Here is a 25,444-nt window from a genome sequence, read left to right as displayed (position 1 = left end):
CTCTCACCTACCAGAAGCTGCGCGGCTGCGCGCCGTAGGCGTCGGCGCCCCAGGGGTCACCGAACATGTCGGGCGAGCGACGGGGGGCGGCGCGACGCTCGCTGCGCACGGCTTCGCGGGTCGCTGTCGGGCGTGAGGCGGGCCGGGACGCCTCGCGCGTCGCGGACCGGGTTCCGGCCGCCTCCGCTGCGGCGCGCTTGGTGGCCGCGGGAGCCCGCGCCACCGCGTCCGAGCGCGAGGCGAGGCCGAGCGCCACCTTCATCGGCCCGTCATAGCCGTAGAGGTCGGGCAGGGTGCGGTAGGAACCGAGATCGTCCACCTCCGCGGTGAAGTAGGCCAGATGCACCGGCAGCTTCTCCGGCAGGCGGAGAGTGCGCTCGCCCTTGCCGATCAGCTTCTTCAGGCGCTCCTGCGTCCAGTTCGGAAGCACCGCGTCGGCGAAGCGGAAGGGGTCGTCGACGCGCACGCAGCCGTGGCTGAAGGCGCGGGTCGAGGCCGAGAACAGCGAGCGGTTGGGCGTGTCGTGCAGGTAGACCGCGTGCTGGTTGGGGAACATGAACTTGATGAAGCCCAGGGCGTTCCGCTCGCCCGGCGGTTGGCGCAGGGAGATCACGTTTCCGCGGCGCACCACCTCGAAGCCGGCGGTCTTGCCCGAGGCGAGCATCTGTTTGAGGATCGACGGCGGCACGTACCAGGACGGGTTGACGACCGCGTATTCCATCATCCCCGAGAAGGTCGGAGTGGGGCTCGTCGGCTTGCCGACGATCACCCGGGTCTCGTCGCGCAGGCGCCCCTCGCGAAACACCTTCAGCTTGAACTCGGGGATGTTCACGAAGACGTAGTCCGGCCCGAGTTCGGACGGCAGCCAGCGCCAGCGCTCCATGTTGACGAGGAGGTCGGCCTCGTTGGCGCTCGCCTTCGGCAGGCTCGGATTGGCCAGGGCCGTGACGGTGGCCTGGGTCAGCGTGCCGTTGGCGGGAAGGCCGCGGCTGCGTTGGAAGCCCTTGACGGCGTCGGCCACCGCGCGGTCGTAGACATCCGGCGTGCCCGGCGCGGCGTCGAGGGTGCCGGCGGAGGCACTCTCCAAGCCGAAGCGGCTGCGCAGCAGCGGCACGCGCGGATCGCTCATACCGAGCTTGAGCACCGGTCCGTCCGGCAGCTTGACGCTCGGCGCCCCCTGCGTCCGGCCCGCCCGCAGGCCGGCAAGGCGCTTCTTGAGGGCAAGGTAGCCCGGCTGGCGCGGATTGTAGAATTGCAACGCGTCGCCGGCTCCTGCGCCCGCCACGGCGACGCGGGTCAGCACGGCGTCGGCGGGCGGCAGGTCGAGGGTCGGGGTGATGAGCTTGGAGATCGCAGCGAGGTTCACGCGTCCACCCCGCGCGTCGCGGGCATAGAGGGCGATCGCCGCGGAGAGCTTGAGATCGGCCTCGGCGATCTCCGCATCCGTGTCCGGACGGCTGAGCTTGCCGATCGCCGGCACCGGATAGGCGTTCGGGTCGAGCCCGTCCTCGCCCGCGGCGCGCAGACGCTCGATCGCCGCCTTGGCAGCAGGGGTGAGGGCGCCGTTCTCGATCCAGACCGGCTTGAAGTTCCCCAAGGCGTAGAAGGCCTGCATCGCCTCCCGATCCTTGCCGGGCAACCGCTGCAGGAGGGGTGCCGAATCCTTGAGCCGTGCGTAGACGGCCGCAGGCAGGGGCTCGGTCGGCGCGACAGGGGCGGGCGGCCCGTCCGCGACGGGAGCCGGCGTCTCCGACGGTGCCGGGGCCTCGGCGGCAGGCGCAGGCTCCTGGGCCGTCTCCGGTGCTGCGTCCGACGGGATCGCCGACCCGGCGGCCGAATCGACCGCCGCCTTGCGGATGACCGGCTCGGCGCCCGCTGCTACCTGCGCCCGAAGGGACGGGACTTGGCTGAAGACGAGGAGCGCGGCCAGCGCGACCGACAGGGTGCGCACGGCGCTCGTTCCGGATCGCGATGCGACGGGCATGGCGGCAACTCCCTGGATACGGCCGAGACTGCCGCGACACTGCTTAAAGATCATCGACCCAAGCACGACCGTGCGCAACCACACGGCCGAGCCGAACGGTCAAGCTAAGCCCTTGGACGAACCGCGCCCGACCGGCGACCGTTCCACGGCCGACCGACGCTCAGGCGGCGTCTTCGGAGCGCTCGTCCTCGTCGAGGCCGAGTTCCTTGAGCTTGCGATAGAGGGTGGATCGGCCGATTCCGAGGCGGCGGGACACTTCGGACATTCGGCCGCGGTAGAATTGCAGGGCGAAGCGGATCACCTCCGCCTCGATGCCCTCCATCGTCTTCATCTCGCCCGTCTCCTCGACGACGAGCGACATGGCGTGGGGATCGCGCACCTCGACCCGGACGATCTCGCGCACCGGTTCCAGGCCGCCCGCCGGGAGGGAGGATTGCGTGGGGGCCGGAGGGATGCGCACATCGAAGCCATCGACCTGCGCCGCGATCTGCGGAAATTCCGCGACAGTCAGTTCGTCCCCGTCGGCCAGCACCACGGCCCGGAACAGGGCGTTCTCGAGTTGGCGGACATTGCCGGGCCAGGCGTACCGCGTCAGCAGCGCCATCGCCTCCGGGGCGATGCCCCGCAGCCGCTTGCCCTCCTCGGCCGCGAACCGGGCGCAGAACGAGCGCACGAGATCCGGGATGTCCTCGCGGCGTGCCCGCAGGGGCGGCAGCGTCATCGGGAAGACGTTGAGGCGGTAATAGAGGTCTTCTCGGAATTTGCCCTGCTTCACGAGGTCGAGCAGCGAGCGGTTGGTCGCGGAAACGAGCCGGATGTCGACCCGCACCGAGCGCTTGCCGCCCACGGGATCGACCTCGCCCTCCTGCAGCGCGCGCAGCAGCTTCACCTGCGCATCGAGCGGCAGTTCGCCGATCTCGTCGAGGAACAGCGTGCCGCCGGACGCCTCGACGAACTTGCCGACATGGCGCTCCGTGGCCCCGGTGAAGGCGCCCTTCTCGTGCCCGAACAGGGTCGATTCCACGAGGTTGTCGGGGATCGCGCCGCAATTGACCGTGACGAAGGCCTTGCCGCGGCGGTCGCCCGAACCCTGGATCGCGCGGGCCAGCACCTCCTTGCCGACGCCCGACTCGCCCTCGATGAGGACGGGGATGTTCGATTTCGCCGCCCGCTCGGCGAGACGGATCACCCGGTCCATGTCCGGGCTCTTCGAGGCGAGATCCTTGAAGCCCAGCGCACCGGAGGCCCGGCGGCGCATGCGGCGCACCTCCTCCTCGAGCTGATCGACCCGCAGGGCGTTCTTGATCGAGACCTGGAGGCGCTCGGCACCCGCCGGCTTCACCACGAAATCGACTGCACCCGCCCGCATGGCGTTGACGACGGCATCGATGGAGCCGTTCGAGGTCTGCACGATCACCGGCGTGTCGAGGCCGCCCTTGCGCATCTCGGCCAGCACCGAGAGGCCATCGAGACCGCCGGGCATCACGAGATCGAGCAGCACGACGTCGACCGGCTCGCCGGCCCGCAGCAGGTTGAGCCCGTCCTGACCGTTCTCCGCGACCCGCGCCTCGAAGCCGAGGCGGCGCACCATCGCCTCGGCGAGGCGACGCTGCACGGGATCGTCGTCGATGATCAGGACGGTGGTCGACATGCGGGGCGCCTCGCTGTCCGCTCGTGCCGACCGCGGGCCGACCCGGCCTCGTCGGCGAGGTGGGGGGGCAGGGCGTCGGCTGTTTCGTTTCGAGCCACAGGGTCGCCCAAGAGCGTAAAGCGGCGCTTAACGACGCGGCGAGATTCGCCTTTCGCGGGCTTGCACAGGGCGATTGTGCTCGCGCTGCGGGCAAAGTCGCCGTCGGGATTGCCGTGCTCGGTTGATCGTAGCGGCGCGGCGCTCAATATCTGCACCCGGTCGCGAGGGGCTGTCCCGCCTCGATCCCGCGGCCGGACGCGCCGAGGAATCACCACCCATGTCGAGCCGAGCCGCTGTCCCCGCCCTCTCCGCGGAATGGCCGAGGGGGACCGAAGAGCTTGCGGCCGTGCGCAATGCGGTTCAGGCAGCCGATCTCGGCCCGCTGCCGGAATGGGACCTCACGGACCTCTACCCGGGCATCGATTCGCCGGCTTTCCAGGATGATCTCGCCCGGTCGGTGTCGGAGAGCAGAGCCTTCGCCGAACGCTATGCCGGCCGGATCGCCGAGATCGCCGCCGGCCCAGATGCGTCCGCCCGCCTCGGCGAGGCGGTGCGGGCCTTCGAGCAGATCGAGGACCTGATGGGCCGGCTGATGTCCTATGCCGGGCTCGTTTATTCCGGCGACACCACCGACGAGACCCGCGCCAAATTCTACGGTGACACCCGCGAGCGGCTGACCGCGGCCTCCGGCGATCTGCTCTTCTTCGGCCTCGAACTGAACCGGATCGAGGACGCGGTGCTCGACGCGGCGATGGCGGAGGGCCCGCTCGCCCATTACCGGCCTTGGATCGAGGATCTGCGGCGCGAGAAGCCCTACCAGCTCGACGACCGCACCGAGAAGCTGTTCCTCGAAAAGTCGGTGACCTCGAACGCCGCCTGGGACCGGCTCTTCAACGAGACCATCGCTGCTCTGCGATTTTCGGTCCAGGGCGAGCGCCTGACGCTGGAGCCCACCCTCAACAAGCTTCAGGACCCGGACGGGGCCGTGCGCAAGGAGGCGGCGCTGGCGCTCGGCGAGACGCTGCGGGCAAATCTGCGCGTCTTCACGCTGATCACCAACACGCTGGCCAAGGACAAGGAGATCTCGGACCGCTGGCGCGGCTTCCGGGATGTGGCCGATGCGCGCCATCTCTCGAACCGCGTCGAGCCGGAGGTGGTCGCCGCCCTGGTCGATGCCGTGCGGGAGGCCTATCCGCGCCTGTCGCACCGCTACTACCGGCTGAAGGCCAAGTGGTTCGGCGTCGATGCGTTGCCCTACTGGGACCGCAACGCGCCGTTGCCGAAGGTCGAGCAGCGCACGATCCCCTGGGCGCAGGCCCGCGACACGGTGCTCGACGCCTACGCCACCTTCTCACCGGACATGGCCGGCATCGCCAAAAGATTCTTCGACGGCGGCTGGATCGACGCGCCGACCCGGCCCGGCAAGGCGCCCGGCGCCTTCGCGCACCCGACCGTGCCCTCCGCCCACCCCTACGTGCTGGTGAACTACCAGGGTAAGCCGCGGGACGTGATGACGCTCGCGCACGAACTGGGACACGGCGTGCACCAAGTGCTCGCCGCCCCCAACGGTGCGCTGATGGCGCCGACCCCGCTGACGCTGGCGGAAACGGCGAGCGTGTTCGGCGAGATGCTGACCTTTCGCCGGCTGCTGGGAGGGACCACCGACCCGACCCAGCGCCGGGCCATGCTCGCGGCCAAGGTCGAGGACATGATCAACACGGTCGTGCGCCAGATCGCGTTCTACTCGTTCGAGCGGAAGGTCCACCTCGCCCGCGCCAAGGGCGAGCTGACGGCCGAGCAGATCAACGAACTCTGGATGTCGGTGCAGGCCGAGAGCCTCGGACCGGCGATCACGCTCGACGCGGGCTACGAGCCGTTCTGGGCCTACATCCCGCACTTCATCCACTCTCCGTTCTACGTCTACGCCTACGCCTTCGGCGACTGCCTCGTGAACTCGCTCTACGGCGTCTATGCACGGGCCGAACCCGGCTTCGTCGAGCGCTACTTCGCCCTGCTCTCGGCCGGCGGCTCGAAGCCCTACGGCGAGTTGCTCAAGCCCTTCGGCCTCGATGCGAGCGACCCGGGCTTCTGGCAGATCGGGCTGGGCATGATCGAGGGGATGATCGCGGAGCTTGAGGCGATGGAGACCGCCTAGCCTACAATGTCTCGGCTCGGCACCCGTACGCGTTGCACGTCAAGTAAAACGAGTACGGGGTGCCCCTGTGAAGCTTAAGGCCCATCATGTCGGCAAGCAGACTGGCCTCGTGCTACTGAAGGCATGCACGGACGGCTCGAGCTCGAACAGGGCGATTGACTTCACGGGATTGAGTAGGCGGACGGCACGGTGTGCCTATCGTCTTACGATCCGACACCTCCGTGGATGGGATGTAGATCGCTGAGCGGGGCAGGTAGGCCTACCGAAACGCTCTGGCTGAGCTGGCGAATTGAGCGAAGTCATCTGGCCGACGAGTGACCTCGTCCGAGCCATTCATGCCAACCCAGGTTACTCGGTCGCCCGATCGATCGGGCCGGCAACGGTGAACCTAATCTAGCGGATCCAGTGGTCGTCCACGCATTCGATTCCCAAGAACCATCCCTTCATCGACGGCGACACGCGCCCCGCGCAGCCGGCGCACATCACCTTATCTCGGCTCGAATGAAATCGACTTCATTTCCGAAGAAGTGGAGACCATGGTGATGATTCGCCGCCTCGCCGCTGGCGAGATCGACTGGGCCGGCTTCACCCGCTGGATCCGCGACAACGGGCCGACGACGTAACGCCGTCCGCGGCGCGCCGTCCCAGCGCCCTGGGCGCGGGGTGCACGGCCACCTATCTCCGGTCGCGTCACAGCAGGAATCGATCCGGGGCCATGGCCGAGACCGACCGCGAAGCCAACCGCTTCACCGCCCGCGCCAGCCGCTACGCCAGCGTCGGAGCCAATGTCGGAGGAGTGGCCGCGCGCATGGCGGCGGCGCGCCTGTTCGGCGGCAAGGACGGGGCGCCGACCAACGCGGCGGCCCTGGCCCAGGCGCTCGGCGGCCTGAAAGGTCCGATCATGAAGGTGGCGCAGCTGCTCGCCACCGTTCCCGATCTTCTTCCGCCGGAATATGCGGCAGAACTGCAAAAACTTCAGGCAGACGCTCCCCCGATGGGCGCGGCCTTCGTCAAGCGCCGGATGATGGCTGAGCTCGGTGCCGATTGGCAGGACCGTTTCGGCGGCTTCGACCTCAAGCCCGCAGCCGCCGCCTCGCTGGGGCAGGTCCACCGGGCCGAGTCGCGCGACGGCGCGAAGCTCGCCTGCAAGCTCCAGTATCCCGACATGCAGTCGGCCGTCGAGGCGGATCTCAAGCAGCTTCAGGTCGTCTTCGCCCTTCACCGCCGGATGAATTCCTGGCTCGACACCTCGGAGATCGCCAAGGAGATCGGTGCGCGGGTGCGCGAGGAGCTCGACTATGTCCGCGAGGCCAAGCACGCGGCTCTCTACGGTAGCGTGCTCAGGGACATCGACTCGGTGCGGGTGCCGACGGTGCATCCCGATCTCTCGACGAAGCGACTTCTCACCCTCGGCTGGCTCGACGGCGAGAAGATCCTGAACTTTGCCGACGCCCCGATCGAGATTCGCAACCGGATCGCCCAGGCCATGTTCAGGGCGTGGTGGCATCCGTTCAGCCGCGCCGCAGTCATCCACGGCGATCCGCATCTGGGCAACTACACCGTCTTCTCCGAGGGCGGCGAGGCGCAGGGCATCAACCTGCTCGATTACGGATGCGTGCGCATCTTCCACCCGCGCTTCGTCGGCGGCGTGGTCGATCTCTACCGCGGACTTCTCGAGGGCGACCGCGACCGCGTGGTGCATGCCTATGAAGTCTGGGGCTTCAAGAAGCTCGACCGGGAAACCGTCGACATCCTCAACATCTGGGCCCGCTTCATCTACGGCCCTCTGCTGGAGGACCGCACCCGCACCGTCGCCGACGGAATCGAACCCGGGGCTTACGGGCGTCGTGAAGCCTTCTCCGTGCATCAGGCCCTCAAGGAGCGGGGACCGGTCACGATTCCACAGGAATTCGTGTTCATGGACCGGGCGGCCGTCGGGCTCGGGGCCGTCTTCCTGCATCTGCGCTCGGAGCTGAACTACCATCGCCTGTTCGAGGCCGAGATCGAGCGTTTCTCCCTGGAAACGCTCGCGCAGCGACAGGAAACGACGCTCGTGGAGGCTGGCCTGCCCGCTCCGGCCTGACAAAAGCCGGCTCAAGACCCGCCGGCCCGACCGTCAAGCTGATTGCGAGCGAAGGTGCCTTGCGCTAAATCCGCGCGTGACAAGCAAAACGATACCAGGGAACGGGCGCGCAATGGCGGACACGAAGACCCTCACCGGCATCAGTTACAGCCCGGCGATGGACGAGAAGACCCACGAGCAGACCTATCGCGGCTTCGTGCGCTTCGTGGAGATCGGCACGGTCACGGTTCTGTGCTGGGTCTTGGCTCTCGCCATCGGCGGTCTGCGCGAGGCCTGGATCACCGCTATCATCGCCGTTCTCGTGTCCTGGGTGGCCGCGGCCGTCGGGGCCTTCGTCCCGGCCATCGGCTGGAAGGCCCAGGCCTTCGTCTTCGCCGCACTTCTACTGATCCTCGCGCTAGGCTGACGGATCGAGTCTTGCAGGCCGGCTCCCTCGGGGCCGGCCTTTTCCAGATCTGAACTTCCCAGCAAGCTCGGATACCGGCACGCCGAAAGGCGGCTGTAAGAACGGGAGCAACTGATGCGTATTGCCGTCTTGACGGAGACGGACCCGATAGAACCGCGGGTCGCGGCCGTCCCAGAAACGGTCAAGAAGTTCATAGGCTTAGGCTGCGACGTGGTCGTGCAGTCGGGTGCTGGCACCAAGGCCGGTGTTCCCGATGGCGAGTACGAAGCGGCCGGCGCCAAGATCGCGGGGAGTGCCGAGGAGGCTCTCTCCGGTGCCGACCTCATCCTCAAGGTCCGGCGTCCCAACGCGGACGAGCTCGCCAAGATCCAGAAGGGTGCCACGGTCGTCGCGATCATGGACCCCTACGGCCATGAGGACGAGTTGAAGTCTGCGGCCGAGGCGGGCGTCGATACCTTCGCCATGGAGCTGATGCCCCGCATCACCCGCGCGCAGGTGATGGATGTGCTCTCCTCGCAGGCCAACCTCGCCGGCTATCGCGCCGTGGTGGACGGCGCTGCCGAGTACGGCCGCTCCTTGCCGATGATGATGACCGCCGCCGGCACCGTGCCGGCCGCGCGCATCTTCATCATGGGCGTCGGCGTCGCCGGCCTCCAGGCCATCGCCACCGCCCGCCGCATGGGCGCCGTGGTGACCGCCACCGACGTGCGGCCCGCGACCAAGGAACAGGTCGAATCGCTCGGCGCCAAGTTCGTCGCCGTCGAGGACGACGAGTTCAAGCAGGCCGAGACCTCGGGCGGCTACGCCAAGGAGATGTCGGCCGAGTACCAGAAGAAGCAGGCCGAGCTGGTCAAGGGCCACATCGCCAAGCAGGACATCGTCATCACGACGGCCCTGATTCCGGGCCGGCCTGCGCCGAAGCTCGTCTCCGAGGAGATGGTCGCTTCGATGAAGCCGGGTTCGGTGCTCGTCGACCTCGCGGTCGAGCGCGGCGGGAACGTCGCCGGCGCCAAGGCCGGTGAGATCGTCACCGTGGGCAACGGCGTGAAGATCGTCGGCCACGTCAACGTGCCGGGCCGCCTCGCGGCCACGGCGTCGAGCCTCTACGCCCGCAACCTCTATGCCTTCGTCGAGACCCTGATCGACAAGGAAGCGAAGACGCTGGCGGTGAAGTGGGACGACGATCTCGTCAAGGCCACCAACCTCACCCGCGACGGTCAGGTGGTCCACCCCAACTTTCAGCCCAAAGCCTGATCGGTCGCGGAGGATCTAACCATGGCAACCCCCCTTCCGCCCGTCTCGCCTGCTGAGCAGGCCCAGGCCGCTGCATCGGCCGCGCGCACCGCGGCCGAGATCGCCCACCAGAACGCCGTCCAGGCGCAGTCGATCGCCGACTCGCTCGGTCACGGCATCGCCGCCGCCACTCACGGCGTCGTCGATCCCACGGTGTTCCAGCTCGCGATCTTCGTGCTTGCGATCTTCGTCGGCTACTACGTGGTCTGGTCGGTGACCCCGGCCCTGCACACGCCGCTGATGTCGGTGACCAACGCGATCTCGTCGGTCATCATCGTCGGCGCGCTCCTGGCGGCCGGTGTGCCGCTCATCGAAAAGGGCACCGGCTGGGCCCGCTTCTTCGGCTTCATCGGTATCGTCCTCGCCTCCGTGAACATCTTCGGCGGCTTCCTCGTCACGCAGCGCATGCTCGGCATGTACAAGAAGAAGGCCTGAGGCGATGTCGGAAAACGTCTCATCCCTTCTCTACATCGTCGCCGGCGTCCTGTTCATCATGGCGCTGCGGGGGCTCTCGCACCCCACCACGTCGCGACAGGGCAACCTGTACGGCATGATCGGCATGGCGCTCGCCGTGCTCACCACCCTGATCGGCCATCCGCCGGCGGGTATCGGCGCCTGGATTCTGGTGCTGCTCGGCCTCGGAATCGGCGGTGGCGCCGGTGCCGTGATCGCCAAGCGCGTGCCGATGACGGCCATGCCGCAGCTCGTCGCGGCCTTCCACTCCCTCGTCGGCCTCGCCGCCGTTGCGGGTGCGGCGGCGACGCTCTACGCCCCCCAGGCGGTCGGCATCCTCGAGAACGGCCATATCCATAAGGAATCGCTGTTCGAGATGGCGCTGGGCGCGGCGATCGGCGCGGTCACCTTCACCGGATCGGTCATCGCCTTCGCCAAGCTCGACGGTCGGATGTCCGGCAAGCCGATCATGCTGCCGCAGCGGCACGCCATCAACATCGCGCTGGGCGTCGCCCTCGTGGTGCTGATCGCGATCTTCATCGGCAACGAGAGCAAGCTGATCTTCTGGCTGATCGTGCTGCTGTCCTTCACGCTCGGCGGGCTGCTCATCATCCCGATCGGCGGCGCCGACATGCCCGTCGTCGTCTCGATGCTGAACTCCTACTCGGGTTGGGCTGCGGCCGGCATCGGCTTCACCCTGGGCAACCTCGCGCTCATCATCACGGGCTCGCTGGTCGGCTCCTCGGGTGCGATCCTGTCCTACATCATGTGCAAGGCGATGAACCGGTCGTTCATCTCGGTCATCCTTGGCGGCTTCGGCGGGGATACCGCGGCGGCCGGCAACGGTCAGGTCGAGACGCGCCCGGTCAAGCAGGGCTCGGCCGACGACGCGGCCTACATCATGAAGAATGCCGAGAAGGTCATCATCGTGCCGGGCTACGGCATGGCGGTCGCACAGGCCCAGCACTCGCTGCGCGAGATGGTCGATATGCTCAAGAAGGAGGGCGTCGACGTGAAGTACGCCATCCACCCCGTGGCAGGCCGTATGCCGGGGCACATGAACGTGCTCCTGGCCGAAGCCAACGTGCCTTACGACGAAGTGTTCGAGCTGGAGGACATCAACGGTGAGTTCCCGCAGGCCGACGTGGCGTTCGTGATCGGCGCCAACGACGTCACCAACCCGGCCGCCAAGACCGATAAGGCCTCGCCGATCTACGGCATGCCCATCCTCGACGTGGAGAAGGCCAAGACGGTCCTCTTCATCAAGCGCGGCATGGGCTCGGGCTACGCGGGCGTCGAGAACGAGGTGTTCTTCCGCGACAACACGATGATGCTGTTCGGCGACGCCAAGAAGGTCGTGGACTCGATCCTCAAGAACCTCTGATCGGCCGATCCTCGGATCGTGAGGCGGGGCGGGCGAGCAATCGTCCGCCCCGCTGTCGTTTGCGGGGCGCAGTCAGCGCGAGCGGAAGCGGCTATGCTCGCCCGGTGTCCGCTGCCATGCCCCTCGACCTTTCTCCCGGCCTGCCCCGGCCATTCCTCGACGTCGCCGCCTCGGCGCTCGGGCGGCCCTGGCGCGAGCGCTGCGGCGATCCCGGCCAGCAGGCGCTGGCGGCGACGATGACGCAGGGCTACGGCCTGCCCGACCTGCTCGCCCGCGTGCTGGTCGGGCGCGGGGTGCGGCCGACGGAGGCCGAAGCCTATCTCAACCCCCGCCTGCGCGACCTGATGCCCGATCCCGCCATCCTCGTGGACATGGAGGCGGCGGTCGACCGTCTCGCCCGGGCCGTACGGGCGCGGGAGGCGGTCGCGATCTTCGGCGATTACGACGTGGACGGAGCCTCCAGCGCCGCCCTGCTCGCCTCGTACCTCCGGGCGCTCGACGTGCCCGTGCGCATCCACATCCCCGACCGGATCACGGAGGGCTACGGCCCCAATGTCGGCGCGGTGACGGCGTTGCGCGAAGAGGGCGCCGGACTGCTCGTCTGCGTCGATTGCGGCACCGCCGGCCACGAGCCCCTGGCCGCCGCCGCGACTCTGGGCCTCGACGTGATCGTCCTCGACCATCACGGTGCCCCGGAGGAGCTTCCGACCACGCGCGCTCTGGTCAACCCGAACCGGCTCGACGACCTCTCCGGCCTCGGCCATCTCTGCGCGGCGGGCGTCGTCTTCATGACCCTCGTCGCCCTGGCGCGGCGACTCCGGGGGGAGGGGGCCTTCGCTGCGCGCAACGAACCGCGCCTGACCGACTTCCTCGACCTCGTGGCGCTCGCCACCGTCGCCGACGTGGTGCCGCTCGTCGGGCTCAACCGCGCCTTCGTCGTCCAGGGCCTGGCGGTGATGCGCGGCCGCGGACGCCCCGGCCTTGCCGCCTTGCTCGATGCCGCCGGTCTCGCCGAGCCCCCGGAGGCGTGGCATCTCGGCTTTCTGCTCGGACCGCGCATCAATGCGGGCGGACGCATCGGCGATTCCGGTCTCGGAGCCCGGCTTCTGACCACGGCCGACGCCGCGGAGGCGCGCCGGATCGCGGAGGAACTCGACCGGCTCAACCGCGAACGGCAGGCGATCGAGGCGCTGGCCGTCGCGGAGGCCGAAGCCGAGATGGACGGCCGCCTCGCCCGCGATCCCGAGCGTCCGGTTCTGGTCGCGGCCTCACCCGAGTGGCATCCCGGCATCGTCGGCCTCATCGCCGCCCGTCTCAAGGAGCGCTTCGGCCGGCCGGCCTTCGCTTTCGCCGTCAAGCCGGACGGCAGTGCCGTGGGCTCCGGCCGCTCGGTGGCCGGCGCGGATCTCGGCGGCGCGGTGCGTGCCGCCGTCGAAGCGGGCCTCGCACTCAAAGGGGGCGGTCACGCCATGGCCGCCGGCGTCACACTCGCACCCGGGGCGATCGCCGCCTTCGAGGATGGTCTGACGCGCGACCTCGCCGACCCGGTCGGCCGGGCTCGCGCGGCGGATGCCCTCCTCATCGACGGCACGGTGAGTGCGGGCGGGGCGACCGCGGAACTGGTCCGCCTGATCCAGCGGGCCGGCCCTTTCGGGCAGGGCGCGCCGGAGCCGGTCCTGGCGCTGCCCCGCCACCGCCTCGCCGATGCCGGCGTGGTCGGCAACGGGCATGTCCGCGCGCGCCTCGTCAGCGGCGATGGTCAGGCCATCGGCGGCATCGCCTTCCGCGTTGCCCAGGGTCCGCTCGGCGCGGCGCTGCTCGGTGGAATCGGCCGCAGCTTTCACGTTGCCGGAACGCTGTCCTGCGACCGCTGGCGCGGGGCCGAGCGGGCGCAGATCCGGATCTGCGACCTCGCCGCCTGTGGATAAAAACTCGTGAAACGGATCGGTTGACACCCGATCCCGGCCTCACCATAAGGGCCTCGCCCGCCGCGAGAGAAACGCGGTGACCCGGTTTGGGGGAATGTCCCGAGCGGCAAAGGGGGCGGACTGTAAATCCGCTGCGTAAGCTTCGTAGGTTCGAGTCCTACTTCCCCCACCAAACTCTTCCAGAGCACCACTCTGCAGCAACTCTCCGTGTGGGCCGCGATATGGCCGCGGATGATGCGACTTCGTGCCTCGGGCACCGATATCGGCTGCAAACTGTACGGTATCGATCGCATTCAGCCTGATCGTTTCAGCAGTCAGTGACCATTCCCCTGGTCTCAAATGCGGGCGCAGCGTCTTTTGACCTTTGCGACCGTTTGCAAACGCAGCTGGGCATGCGACTTGATAAAATAACTTCTGTGAATTTCGTTCATCGCCAAGGACGCTAGGCTGCGCCGCCTCGGTTAAGGAAGCCCAGTGGTCAACCCGCTCGTCCGTAAGCTGGAAAACTTCATCCGCTTGTCTCCTGAAGAGAGGCAGGCCCTGGAGAGGATTGCGCAGCCGACTCGAAGGCTCGGCGCGCGCGAGGACGTGACCCGCGACGGCGACCGGCCGCGCCACGTCAACGTCGTCCTCGAAGGCTGGGCCTGCCGCTATAAGCAACTCGAGGACGGGCGCCGTCAGGTCATCTCGATCTTTCTTCCCGGAGACCTGTGCGATCCCCACGTCTTCGTCCTGCGTAAAGCGGATCACTCGCTCGGTACGCTGACCTCCGTAGTCCTCGCCGAGATCTCAGAGACCGCGATCCGCGATTTGACGCAGCAGTTTCCGCGCCTGCAGGAAGCGCTGTGGTGGGAGATGCTGGTCACGTCGGCAATCCAGCGGGAATGGACGGTGAGCCTCGGGCAGCGTCTCGCGACCGAGCGCTTGGGACATCTGTTCTGCGAGTTGTTCATGCGGCTTCGCGCCGTGCGGCTCACGAGCGAGACGAGCTGCGAATTCCCGATCACCCAGGCGGATCTGGGCGACGCGATGGGCCTGTCGACCGTCCATATCAACCGCACGCTCAAGGAGTTGCGGGCGGCCGGACTGATCCGGTTGCGGGGCCGGCAATTGACCATTCCGGATTTCGCCGCGCTTCAGGCCGCATCTCTCTTCGATCCATCCTATTTGCACTACGAGCGCACACCATCGGCAGTCGACGACGATTGATGGACCATGAGGGCCGGTTCATCCTGTTACGTCAGCAAACGGCATCGTCATGAACCAGGACCCGCGGGACGCACGCATCGAAGCGCTGGAGGCGGAAAACCTGCGCCTGCGCCGCTTCCTCGACGAGAAGGGCTTGCCGGCCGAGCAGCGCCATCAGGTGCGCAACACGCTGGCAATGCTGCGGGCGATCATCCGCCGCTCCGCCGAATCGAGTGAGTCCGTCGAGACTTACGCCGCCCATCTCGACGGTCGGCTCGACGCCGTCGCCCGCGTGCTCAACGCGCTCATGCGCAACGTGCGGGAGGGCGTCGGCTTGCACTCCCTCATCGCCGACGAATTGCTGGTCCACCTCGCCCGCGAGGGCGAACAGGTCACGATTTCCGGCCCGAGCCTTCGCCTGAGGCCCGGCGCTGCCGAAGTCTTCGCCATGGCGATCCACGAACTCGTTGTGAACGCCGTCGAGCACGGCGCTCTGACCGTGCCGCAGGGCGGCATCCGCATCGCGTGGACTCTGACAGCCCCGACGGATTCCGCGCCGCCGACGCTCACCTTCGTTTGGACGGAAAGCGGGCTCGAAACCCTCGCGCCAGAGCCCGCACGCCGGGGCTTCGGGATGGAGGTGCTGGAACGCAGCCTCCGCTACGAACTGAAGGCCGAAACCGAACTCGCCTTCGAACCGGACGGCCTGCGCTGTACGTTACGCCTGCCGCTGCCGCCCCAGATCACCGTCGTCGAAGAGGACGATTGAGGTGCCGCGTTCCGCGCGGGCAGACCGGCCCTGATGCAGCGGATCACCATGTCTCGATTTGCCGATGGGACAAGCGTGGCCGGGGTAGCCCTGCGCGGCGTCGACGGGTAGTTAACATCTGGATGCTTTTCTGAGGGCACTGCCCGGAGACGGATCAAGGACCTCACCCATCGCATGCTTGTCCGGATGAACTGCCTGTTGCGTTCGCCGGCTGTCGGTGGCGTTCTCCTGAGTGTCCTGACCTTTTCGACCCTGTCGCAGCCCGCCCAGGCCTTCGACCTGTTCGGCCTGTTCGGCAGCGACGAGGAGCCGCCCGCCCCGAGTGCCGAGGCTCTGCCCTACAGCCTGCGCATTACCGGCACCGACGACTCGGATATCCTCAAGGCGCTGCAGGACACCTCCACCCTCCACCGCCTGCGCCAAGAGGCGCCACCGGACGGCGAGGGGCTGGTGCGCCGCGCCGAGGCCGACCTGCGCCGCCTCACCGATGTGCTTTCGGGCTACGGCTATTATCAGGGCACCGTCGCGATCCGCGTCGACGGAGTGCCCGTGGCCGGGGAAACCTCACTTGCCGCCGCGGCCCGCGCGGCGGAGGGCGCCCGTGCCCGCACGCTCGTTCCGGTGAAGATCGCGGTCGATCTCGGTCCCGCCTACACCCTGCGCACGGTGCGCGCCCTCGATCCGCGCGGCCGCCCCTTCCCGGAAGACGTACTGCCCGAGCGCTTCACCCGCACCGGCGACGACGTGCCCGCCCGCTCGGCGACGGTGCTCGCCCGCGAGGCCAGGATCGTCGATCGCTTCCGGGCCCTCGGCCACCCGTTCGCCAAGGCCGTGACGCGCGATCCCGTGGTGGACGATGCCGCCCACGTCATGGACGTGAGCTTCACCATCGATCCGGGTCCGAAAGCCGCGCTGGGGGAGGTGGCGGTCAAGGCCACCGACGGCATCGACCCGGCGGTGATCCGCTCCTTCATCTACGCGGAGCCGGGCGATCCCTACTCGCCCAAGGCCGTTGCGGATATCCGCCGTTCGGTGGCCCGCATCGAAGGCCTCGGTGCCGTGCGGGTGCGGGAAGGAGAAAGTCTCGACGCGCAGGGCAACCTGCCGATCTTCGTCGAGGTGAGCGAGCGCGAGCGCAACCTGATCGGCGTCTCGGCGCGATACTCCACCGTCGACGGGCCGGGCGTGCGCGCCTACTACGCCAACCGCAACCTCTGGGGCGGCGGCGAGACGCTGCGGCTCGATGCCGACATCTACTATCTCGGCCTCGGCTACGACCCGTTCGCGACCCAGCGAAAGCTCGCGGGCATCGACACGACCGGACTCGGTGGCCGACTCTCGGCGACCTTCGTCAAGCCGGCGCTCGGCGGCAGCCGCTATGATCTCCTGGCCAACCTCTTCGTCACCCGCGAGGTGCAGCAGAGCTATCTCGTCGACGCGGCCGGTGCGTCGGTGGCCCTGCGCCACCGCTTCTCCGACACCTTCTCGGCCCAGATCGGCCTCGACGGACAGGTGGGCCGCTCGAAGGACGCCCTGGGCACCGTCGATTACCGCCTGATCGGCGTGCCGGTTTCGGTCACCTACGATTCCACCGACAGCCTGCTCGATCCGACGGAGGGCTTCCGCTTCATCGCCTCCGCCGCGCCCTATCCCGGCTTCTTCGGCTCGGATCCGGGCATCTTCGTCGCCAAGGCTCAGGGCTCGACCTACTACGCGCTCGACGACGAGGCGAAGTACGTGCTGGCCGGGCGGGTCGGCTTCGGCTCGGTCTCGGGTGCCCGGCTCGACGAGATCCCCGACAATTTCCGGTTCTTCGCCGGCGGCGGCGGCTCGGTCCGCGGCTACGCCTTCCGCACGCTCGGCCCCCGCGGGCCTTTCAACCTGCCGATCGGCGGGCGAAGCCTTCTGGACGCCTCGGTGGAGGCACGCATCAAGGTCACCGACACGATCGGCGTCGTGCCCTTCTTCGACGCGGGCACGGCCTTCGCCTCGTCCCTGCCGGATTTCGATGAGCGTATCCGCAAGGCGGCGGGCATCGGCGTCCGCTACTACACCGGCATCGGTCCGATCCGTGCCGACCTCGCCTTCCCGCTCGACCGGATCAGGGGCAATCGAGAGCTTCCGGTCGCCCTGTACATCAGCCTCGGACAGGCCTTCTGAATGGGATTTCTCGCGAGGATCCCTGCGCGTCGCGCGCAGTTCCAAGCCCGCCCGTCCCTTTCCGCAAAGGCTTGGGCCAGTGCTGTCCTGCTCGGTCTGATCGTCCTCGCCGCCCTCGTGCCGACGGCCATGACGCGGGCAGCCGACGGCGAGAAGACGGTGCTCGGCGGCATCCTCTCGAAGGCGCTCTCCACGCCCTCGTCCCAGGTCTCGATCGGCGCCGTCGATGGCGCCCTGTCGTCGGACGCGACGATCCGCGATGTCGTCATCAGCGATTCCGACGGCCCCTGGCTGAAGCTCGACCGCGCGCGCCTCGCCTGGCGCCGCCTCGCCTTGCTTTCCGGCCGGCTCGAAGTCGACAGCCTTGAGATCGGCCGGCTGGAAGTGCTGCGCCGGCCCGTGCCCGGCCCCGCCCCGGCGGAGGCCGAGCCCGACGGCAGCCTGCTGCCCGAGCTTCCGGTGAAGGTCGAGATCAAGGGCTTCACCCTGGCCGAACTGGTGCTCGGCGAGAGCGTCGCCGGCCAGCCGGCGCGGCTCGCCGCCGAGGGCAAGGCGAAGCTCGGCAACCCCTCCGAAGGGCTCGATGTCAGCGCCGACTTCCGCCGCCTCGACGCCGCCGGCCGCTTCATCGCCCGGCTCCTGTTCGTGCCGAAGGGCGAGCGGCTGGAGGTGAAGGCGAGCCTCGTGGAGCCGGCGGGCGGCCTGCTCTCGAAGGCGGCGAACCTGCCCGGCACGCCGCCGATCAACTTCGATCTCGACGGGCGCGGCACGCTCGATTCGTGGAACGCGCGGCTCGACTTCGATGCCGGCCCCGAGATCGGCGCACGGGGCGGCGCCCGCATTTCCCGCATCGGCAGCGACCGGCGCCTCAGCCTCGATCTGACCTCGCGCATCGAGGGCCTCGTGCCCGGACCGGCGGCAGCGATCTTCTCCGGCGAGACCAAGCTCGACGGCGGCATGGCCTTCTCCGACGCCGGGGGCTTCCGCATCGACCGCCTCGATCTCACCTCGCGCACCGCGCGGCTCGGGATCAGCGGCACTCTGAGCGCCGACCGTTTGGCGGATTTCACGATCCAGGCCCGCGCCGTGCCGACCGAGGGCGGCGTGACGAAGGCGGCGGATTCCGAGTTGGACACGCTCGTGTTCGACGGCAGCCTGAAGGGTCCGCTCGCCGCGCCGCGGGTGAAGGGCAACCTGAAGGCCGCCGGGCTGCGCAGCCGCGAATCCGCGCTCGATCGCATCGAGGCCGCGCTGAACGTCGAGCCGGCCGGGACCGACCCGAAGGCGCAGCGTTTCGCCATCAGCGCCGACGCGGTCATGGAGGGTCTACGCCTCGCCGATCCGGCCCTGCGCCGCGCCGTGGGCAGCCGCGCCAAACTCACCCTTCGCGCCGCCGCGGGCTCGGACGGCGTCGTCGACGTCACCACCCTGACGATCGATGCCGACACCGCCCGCGCCGCCTATGCCGGCCGGATCGGACAGAACACGCTCACCGGCACGCTCGAGGCGGCGCTTGCCGATATCGGTGCCTTCTCCGGCGTTGCCGGCCGCACACTGGCGGGACGCCTCGACGCCCGGGCGTCCTTGAGCGGAGACCCGGCCCGCAAGGCGCTGTCGGCCGATCTCGACCTGCGCGGGGGTGGCCTCGTCCTCGGCGAACCGGCGGCCGACCGGCTCGTCGGACGCGCTCCGGTCCTGAGCGGCCGCGTCTCGCAGACCTATGACGGCTACGGCTTCGAACGCCTGCGCTTCGAGGGCGCCGGCCTGGTCGCGACCCTGCAGGGTCAGGCGAACGCCAAGACCGCGGATGTCGCCGCCCGCATCGACCTGAAGAGCCTCGCGGCCCTCGACGAGCGCTTGGCCGGAGCCGCCAGCGCCGACGCGCGGCTCACCGGCTCGCTGATCAAGCCCACCGTCACCGCCGCCCTGCGTGCGCCGAACGCCACCGCGGACGGCCGTCCGATTCGGGATCTGCGCCTCGACGCCGCCTTCGACGATCTGCGCGGCTCCCTCGACGGGACGGTTCGCCTGAGCGGCGATGTCGCCGGCAATGCGCTGCGGGCCGAGGTGCATGTCGTCCGGCCGGCCCGGACCGATTACGCGCTCGACCGGCTCGCTTTCGCCCTCGGCTCGGTGGCTCTGGACGGGCATGCCCGGATCGACGCCGAAACGGGTCTCGGCGAGGGCGCCCTGACGCTACGCGCGAGCGATCTCGACGACCTCTCGGCCCTCGCCCTCACCACGATGGCCGGCCGCCTCGACGCGACGGTGACGCTCTCTCGCGAGAATGGCCGGCAGGACGCGGCGATCCGCGCCACCGGGGCGAGCCTGCGCTTCGGCGAGTTCGGCCTCGCCAAGCTCGACGCGGATCTCACCGGACGGGACCTGCGGGCGCACCCCGTCCTCGATGGCCGCGCCAGCATCGACCGGGTGGTCGCGGCCGGACAGACCATCGACACGGTGCGCCTTACGGCCAACGGCACGGCGACCGCCAGCGACATCGCGCTGACCGCCCAGGCACGCGGCTTTTCCCTCGATGGCGCGGCGCGGCTGATCCCGGCACAGCGCACGCGGGTCGAGATCGCGCGCTTCTCGGCGCAGCGCGGCGGTGACCGCCTCGCGCTCGCCGGCCCCGCGACGATCACCCTGGACGACGGCTCGGCGCTGATCGAGAGCCTCGTGGTCGCTGCCGGATCCGGCCGGATCAGCGTGCAGGGACGCGCAGGCTCTAAACTCGACCTGAAAGTCGGCATCCGCGCCCTGCCGCTGGCGCTGGCGCGGATCGCCAGCCCCAGCCTGTCGCTCGCCGGCACCCTGGACGGCGAGGCCGACATCCGCGGCCCCGCCAGCCGGCCCGAGGGCCGTTACGCCGTGAAGGTGGCCCGGCTGGTCACACCGGAGACCCGCAAGGCCGGCCTGCCGCCCATCGATGCGCAGGCCAGCGGCACCCTGGAGGACGGCTCCGCCAGCATCGACGGGCGCGTCTCGGCCGGACGCGGCGCGCAGGTGGCGATCACGGGCTCGGTCCCGGTCGAGGCCGGCGGCGGGCTCAACCTCCGTGCCCGCGGGACGCTCGACGCGGCGCTCGCCAACTCCATGCTGAGCACGGGCGGTCAGCGGGTCGCGGGCCGCGTGGCGCTCGATGCGGGCGTGACCGGAACGATTGCGGCACCGAAGGTGGAGGGCACGGCGACCCTTTCAGGAGGTAGCGTCACAGACCCTCTGAACGGCATCCGCCTCACCGACATCCAGGGCCGCGTCACGGGTCGGGGCGACACGATCGTCATCGAGCGGCTGACGGCGGCGACCCGCAACGGCGGGCGCCTCTCCGTGGACGGGCGCGTCGCCGTGGAGCCGGCCTCCGGCTTTCCCGGCAGCCTGCGCATCACCGCCGACCGGGCCGAGCTCGTCTCGAACCCGCTGATGATGGCCGTGTCGAGCCTCAACCTCTCCCTGTCGGGGCCGCTCGCCCGCACGCCGGTGATCAAGGGCCGGGTCGATGTCGTCTCCATCGACGTCTCGGTGCCCGACCGTCTGCCCGCGACGGTGCAGCCGCTGCCGGGCATCCGCCGGGTGAACGTGACGCCGGAGGTGCGCGAGCGCCTCGCCAAGCGCGCCGAGCGTCGGGCCCTGATCGAGGCGGCCGGCCGGCGCAAGAAGGCCCCCGCGCCCTTCGACGCAAATCTCGACCTGATCGTAAGCGCCCCGAGCCGCATCTTCGTGCGCGGGCGCGGCATCGACGCGGAGCTCGGCGGCGAATTGCACATCACCGGTTCCTCGCGCGATCTGCGGGCGAACGGCGACTTCTCCATGCGCCGGGGCGTGTTCAGCCTCGTGGGTCAGCGTCTCGACTTCACCCGCGGACGCGTTTTCTTCGCGGGCGATCTCGCCCAACCCGATCTCGACTTCGCCGCCGAGACCAAGGCCGCCGACGTGACGGCCCGCGTGGCGGTCACCGGGCCAGCCGCACAGCCCGTCTTCGCGCTCTCCTCCGATCCGAGCCTGCCGCAGGACGAAATCCTGTCCCGCATCCTGTTCAAGAAGGCGGCGGCCGGACTCTCGCCGTTCCAGGCGCTGCAACTCGCCCAGGCCGTGGCGCAGCTCTCCGGCGGGGCAGGGGGGCCGGACGTGTTCGAAGCCGCCCGCAAGGGCCTCGGCCTCGACAGCCTCGACGTCTCGACCGGGGCGAGCGGCGGACCGGCTGTCGGCGCCTCGCGCTACATCAACGACCGCATCAGCGTCGGCGTGAAGGCCGGCGCCAAGCCCGCCGACACCGCCGCGACGATCAATTACGATGTGACCCGCCGGATCAAGCTCAACGGCGAGGCCGGCAGCGACGGCCGCACCGCGGTCGGCGTCGGCGCCGAGTGGGAGTGGTAGGCGCCAGCGGAGCGGTTCGCTTGGAACGGCCTGTCGGAATTCTGGCTGTCGAAGGGGTCGGCATGAGGCAGACATTCACCCAGGCTGTCGGTTCGTCTGTCGCCTTGGTACTCGTCAGCCCCCCGGCAACCGGTTTGAACGTCCCGGACCCGAGAACGGGTCGCTCCGTGTCCGTGCCGGACGGTTTCATCATCGGATTTGCGCACAAGAATCCAACCAAGAGATCGTCATCGACATCGTCAGCCTGAGCGGGCAACCACCGGTCGCAGGCCGAAGCGGGGCGTTCTATGCCGCCGGGTTCAGACGCAATCCGGACGTGAGCATTTTCTCGCAATCGTAGCTGAACAGCTGGGAGGGCATGCGGGAGAAGGCCGCCGAAGCCAGATCGATTTTGGTCACACAGGGTCTGGTGTCGAAGACCGTCGATCCGATCCCCGCACCGACTTTGCCGGATTCGAAATCGTCTCGCTTCCGACCACTAGGTTGGACCACAGGAGCCTCCGCATCGACATGTCCGGCATGGACCATGTCATCGGCCGAACGGACGTCGTGCGTGCGACGACGAAGCAGGCTCTACCGAGTGCGCTGCCGCGGTTCAGCGCGATCCGCGACGGCACCCGACCACTCTCACGATAAGGGGGCCACGCTCGTGCGGCACATGTCCGTTTGCGGAAGGCAGCACGAGCGACGTACTAGCGGGTCCGCATGCGGCCCCTCGTGGGACCGAGGCGGTTGAGCTTTGGCGCCCCTGGAACGTTCGCGCGATCTTCGTCAGCCTGTCCCCGACGCGCCCGGTACCGCGACCCTGCCGGGCTGTGCTGAAGGTCAGCGCTCCTACGGCTCCTTGAAGCCGTATTCCGGCACGCCGTCGTCGTTGCCGTAATACTTGTAGGGCAGGAACTTGCCCGACATGGCGAGCTTCACGCGGTCGCCCTTGTTGTTGGCCTCGCGCTCCATGGTCATGTTGAAGTCGATCGCCGACATGATGCCGTCGCCGAACTCTTCCTGGATCAGCTCCTTCCAGGTCGTGCCGTAGACCATCACCAGCTCGTAGAAGCGATAGATGAGCGGATCAGTCGGCGGCATCTGCGGGATCGAGCCGCGATAGGGCGCCTCGTTCAGCATCCGCTCCTCGGCCTCGGACAAGCCGAACAGCTCGGCGGCCTTCTTCGCCTGCGCCTTGGGAAGCTTCATCTGCCCCATGCATGCGGCGGTGATCAGGATCGGCGAGATGCCGCCGATCTCGTCCTGGATGTGCTTCCAGGTCCAGCCCTTCTCGCGCTTGATGTCGAGGAGCTTCTCGGTGAGGTCTTCGCGCTTCATGTACGTCTTCCCGCTGGCGGAAGGATGGAGCCGTCCGGACGCCTTGGGGGCTCGGCGCCCGGACGACCGCTCCGTTCCCGGCCCCTCGAGAGGCCGGACACGGAACCGATCTGACGCGCGGGGCAGGCTCGCCGCCGCGGCATCGTCGTGACGGGTGATGGCAATCGCTATGCCAGAACCGCCGAAACGAAATTATCCATATTAATCAGTCGTTTTTGCCGCCGATACAGAACGACGAAATCTCGTGTATGACGAACTTTCGTTGCTCAGCTACGGAATGTCGTCGTGCACTGCCCTGAAACCGCGCTTTCCACGCACTCGGCCTACGGTCCGGCCTTCGACGATAATCGCGATCCCATGCTGGTGATCGAGCCTCTGGCCGACCGGGTCGCGGACGCGAATGCCGCCGCAGAGAGGTTGCTCGGTCTCACCCGTGCCGATCTGTGCGCGGCACCGGCAAGCGCGCTGTTCCCGGACCAGCGGGCGGCGCTCGTCGTGTTCACCCAAGGCGTGCTCGCCAAGGGACAGTGGTGGACGCATGATCTCCGGCCGCGCCACGGGGCCGAGAAGCCGTTGCGGCTCGAAGTCGTGGGAAGCGCACTCTCGGGTGAGACGGCGACAATCCTCACCACGCTGTTCGACCTCGACGAGCGTGAGCGCCGCCGGATCGACCGGGAGGCGGACGAACACATGCGCGCCGGCCTCCCGGAATGGCAGCGCATGGAGCGCATCTTCCGCGACATCGAGCGCGAGAATCGTCTGATCCTGCGGGCGGCGGGGGAGGGGATCTACGGCGTCAACGCCGACGGCCTGACCACCTTCGTCAATCCGGCGGCCGAGCGCATGCTGGGCTGGGCTTCCGCCGACCTCGTCGGCAAGGATATGCACGCCGCCGTCCACCACACCCACGCCGATGGCGGCCCTTATCCCCACCGCGACTGCCCGATCTATGCAGCCTTCCGCGACGGTGCCGTGCGTCAGGTCGAGGACGAGGTGTTCTGGCGCAGGGACGGCACCTGTTTTCCCGTCGAGTACACGTCCACGCCGATCCGCGACCGGGGCCAATTGCTGGGCGCCGTGATCGTGTTCCGCGACGTCAGCCAGCGTCGCGAGGCGGAGGCACGGTTGAAGGCGGCCTTGGCCGAGGTCGATTCCCTGCGCGAGCGCCTGGAGCAGGAGAATGCCTACCTCAAGGAGGAGATCCGGGCCGAGAGCCACCACCAGGGCATTATCGGCCGCAGCCCGGCGATCGAGGCGGTGCTGCGCCAGATCGACGTGGTGGCGGGAACCGACGCGACCGTTCTCGTCACCGGCGAATCCGGCACCGGCAAGGAGTTGATCGCCCGAGCGATCCACGAGGCGAGCCGCCGCCGCGACCGGCCGCTGATTCGCGTCAACTGCGCCGCGATCCCGCGGGACCTGTTCGAGAGCGAGTTCTTCGGCCATGCCCGGGGTGCCTTCACCGGCGCCCTGCGCGACCGGGTCGGGCGCTTCGAACTGGCCGAAGCCGGCACGCTGTTCCTCGACGAGGTCGGCGAGATCCCGCTCGATCTTCAGGGTAAGCTGCTGCGGGTGCTCCAGGAGCGCCAGTTCGAGCGGGTCGGCGAGGCGCGCACCCGCACCGTGGATGTCCGCCTGATCGCTGCGACGAACCGCGACCTCAGGGAAGAGGTGCGCCGCGGACGGTTTCGTGAGGATCTCTACTTCCGCCTCAACGTCTTTCCCTTGACCTCCATCCCGCTGCGGGAGCGGCGGGAAGATGTGCCGCTGATTGCAGGGCATTTCCTCAAGGGTGCGGCGCGGCGCCTGAACCGGCCGGATCTGCGCCTCACGGAGGCCGATGCCCGCCGGTTCGCGCGCTACGATTGGCCGGGCAACGTGCGCGAGTTGGAGAACGTGATCGAGCGCGCCGCGATCCTGGCAGAGCGCGGACGCCTCCGCTTCGACCTGCCCGAGTCGCGCCCCTCCGGGCCGGCGGCCATTCCAATGGAGACGGCGACGGAGGATCAACGTCTGCTGAGCGAGGAGGGGCGGCGCCTGCGCGCCCGGGCCGAGATCGAAGCGGCCCTGCGCATCAGCGGCGGCAAGGTGTTCGGAGCGGGCGGTGCGGCGGAACTCCTCGGCCTCAGGCCGACCACGCTGATGTCGCGGATGAAGGTGCTCGGCGTCGCGCGGCCCTGAGCCGGCTGGCTGCAGGCGCGGACAGGGCGGGGGATCGGGAATTGCTTGCGCAACCTTTGCCTGCATG

The 25,444-nt window shown here is 68.8% G+C and carries 15 protein-coding genes and 1 tRNA gene; 13 read left to right on the top strand and 3 right to left on the bottom strand.

Going from position 1 to position 25,444, the window contains the following annotated elements:
* Positions 1 to 7: 7 nt before the first annotated feature.
* The gene (locus tag BY998_RS02695; RefSeq protein ID WP_110350060.1) at positions 8 to 1,984 is read right to left on the bottom strand and encodes a L,D-transpeptidase family protein; all 1,977 of its coding nucleotides are present in this window, start codon (positions 1,982 to 1,984) and stop codon (positions 8 to 10) included.
* 160 nt (positions 1,985 to 2,144) lie between these two features.
* A complete protein-coding gene (locus tag BY998_RS02690; RefSeq protein WP_110350059.1) occupies positions 2,145 to 3,635 on the bottom strand; it encodes a sigma-54 dependent transcriptional regulator in 1,491 nt (496 codons plus the stop codon).
* A gap of 316 nt (positions 3,636 to 3,951) precedes the next feature.
* Here BY998_RS02690 and BY998_RS02685 point away from each other — a divergent pair, with 316 nt between their 5' ends.
* The 12 genes from BY998_RS02685 to BY998_RS02625 all read left to right on the top strand — a co-directional run bounded on the left by BY998_RS02685 (position 3,952) and on the right by BY998_RS02625 (position 21,873).
* Positions 3,952 to 5,829, top strand: coding sequence for a M3 family oligoendopeptidase (locus BY998_RS02685; RefSeq protein ID WP_110350058.1), 1,878 nt, complete (start codon positions 3,952 to 3,954; stop codon positions 5,827 to 5,829).
* A gap of 715 nt (positions 5,830 to 6,544) precedes the next feature.
* The gene (locus BY998_RS02675; protein WP_110350057.1) at positions 6,545 to 7,912 is read left to right on the top strand and encodes an AarF/ABC1/UbiB kinase family protein; all 1,368 of its coding nucleotides are present in this window, start codon (positions 6,545 to 6,547) and stop codon (positions 7,910 to 7,912) included.
* 112 nt (positions 7,913 to 8,024) lie between these two features.
* Positions 8,025 to 8,318: an aa3-type cytochrome c oxidase subunit IV gene (locus BY998_RS02670; protein WP_110350056.1), complete on the top strand. Its 294-nt coding sequence runs from the start codon at positions 8,025 to 8,027 to the stop codon at positions 8,316 to 8,318.
* A 114-nt stretch (positions 8,319 to 8,432) separates the two neighbouring features.
* Complete coding sequence (locus tag BY998_RS02665) at positions 8,433 to 9,572, top strand: Re/Si-specific NAD(P)(+) transhydrogenase subunit alpha (RefSeq protein ID WP_110350055.1); 1,140 nt, start codon at positions 8,433 to 8,435, stop codon at positions 9,570 to 9,572.
* A gap of 21 nt (positions 9,573 to 9,593) precedes the next feature.
* The gene (locus BY998_RS02660) at positions 9,594 to 10,046 is read left to right on the top strand and encodes a proton-translocating transhydrogenase family protein (protein WP_110350054.1); all 453 of its coding nucleotides are present in this window, start codon (positions 9,594 to 9,596) and stop codon (positions 10,044 to 10,046) included.
* Between the two features lie 4 nt (positions 10,047 to 10,050).
* A complete protein-coding gene (locus tag BY998_RS02655; protein WP_110350053.1) occupies positions 10,051 to 11,448 on the top strand; it encodes an NAD(P)(+) transhydrogenase (Re/Si-specific) subunit beta in 1,398 nt (465 codons plus the stop codon).
* A 116-nt stretch (positions 11,449 to 11,564) separates the two neighbouring features.
* The gene (gene recJ / locus BY998_RS02650; RefSeq protein WP_110350052.1) at positions 11,565 to 13,376 is read left to right on the top strand and encodes a single-stranded-DNA-specific exonuclease RecJ; all 1,812 of its coding nucleotides are present in this window, start codon (positions 11,565 to 11,567) and stop codon (positions 13,374 to 13,376) included.
* Positions 13,377 to 13,464: 88 nt separating this feature from the next.
* A tRNA-Tyr gene (locus BY998_RS02645) sits at positions 13,465 to 13,548 on the top strand.
* 302 nt (positions 13,549 to 13,850) lie between these two features.
* Positions 13,851 to 14,585: a Crp/Fnr family transcriptional regulator gene (locus BY998_RS02640; RefSeq protein WP_110350051.1), complete on the top strand. Its 735-nt coding sequence runs from the start codon at positions 13,851 to 13,853 to the stop codon at positions 14,583 to 14,585.
* A 49-nt stretch (positions 14,586 to 14,634) separates the two neighbouring features.
* Positions 14,635 to 15,333: a sensor histidine kinase gene (locus BY998_RS02635; RefSeq protein WP_110350050.1), complete on the top strand. Its 699-nt coding sequence runs from the start codon at positions 14,635 to 14,637 to the stop codon at positions 15,331 to 15,333.
* A gap of 174 nt (positions 15,334 to 15,507) precedes the next feature.
* Positions 15,508 to 17,493, top strand: a complete 1,986-nt coding sequence (locus BY998_RS02630) for an autotransporter assembly complex family protein (protein ID WP_110350049.1) — start codon at positions 15,508 to 15,510, stop codon at positions 17,491 to 17,493.
* Positions 17,494 to 21,873 (top strand): translocation/assembly module TamB domain-containing protein, encoded by a 4,380-nt coding sequence (locus BY998_RS02625; RefSeq protein ID WP_110350048.1) that lies wholly within the window; start codon positions 17,494 to 17,496, stop codon positions 21,871 to 21,873. It begins immediately after the preceding gene.
* A gap of 834 nt (positions 21,874 to 22,707) precedes the next feature.
* On the opposite strand, the gene cynS is transcribed toward BY998_RS02625, so the two are convergent.
* Complete coding sequence (gene cynS, locus BY998_RS02620; protein ID WP_110350047.1) at positions 22,708 to 23,196, bottom strand: cyanase; 489 nt, start codon at positions 23,194 to 23,196, stop codon at positions 22,708 to 22,710.
* A gap of 357 nt (positions 23,197 to 23,553) precedes the next feature.
* Here cynS and BY998_RS02615 point away from each other — a divergent pair, with 357 nt between their 5' ends.
* Entirely contained in the window at positions 23,554 to 25,377 is a 1,824-nt protein-coding gene (locus BY998_RS02615; RefSeq protein ID WP_110350046.1) for a sigma 54-interacting transcriptional regulator, read from the top strand.
* Positions 25,378 to 25,444: the final 67 nt, after the last annotated feature.

This window comes from Methylobacterium sp. B4, from assembly GCF_003201865.1.
Taxonomy (GTDB): Bacteria; Pseudomonadota; Alphaproteobacteria; order Rhizobiales; family Beijerinckiaceae; genus Methylobacterium.
This window is presented reverse-complemented; position numbering and strand designations above follow the sequence as displayed.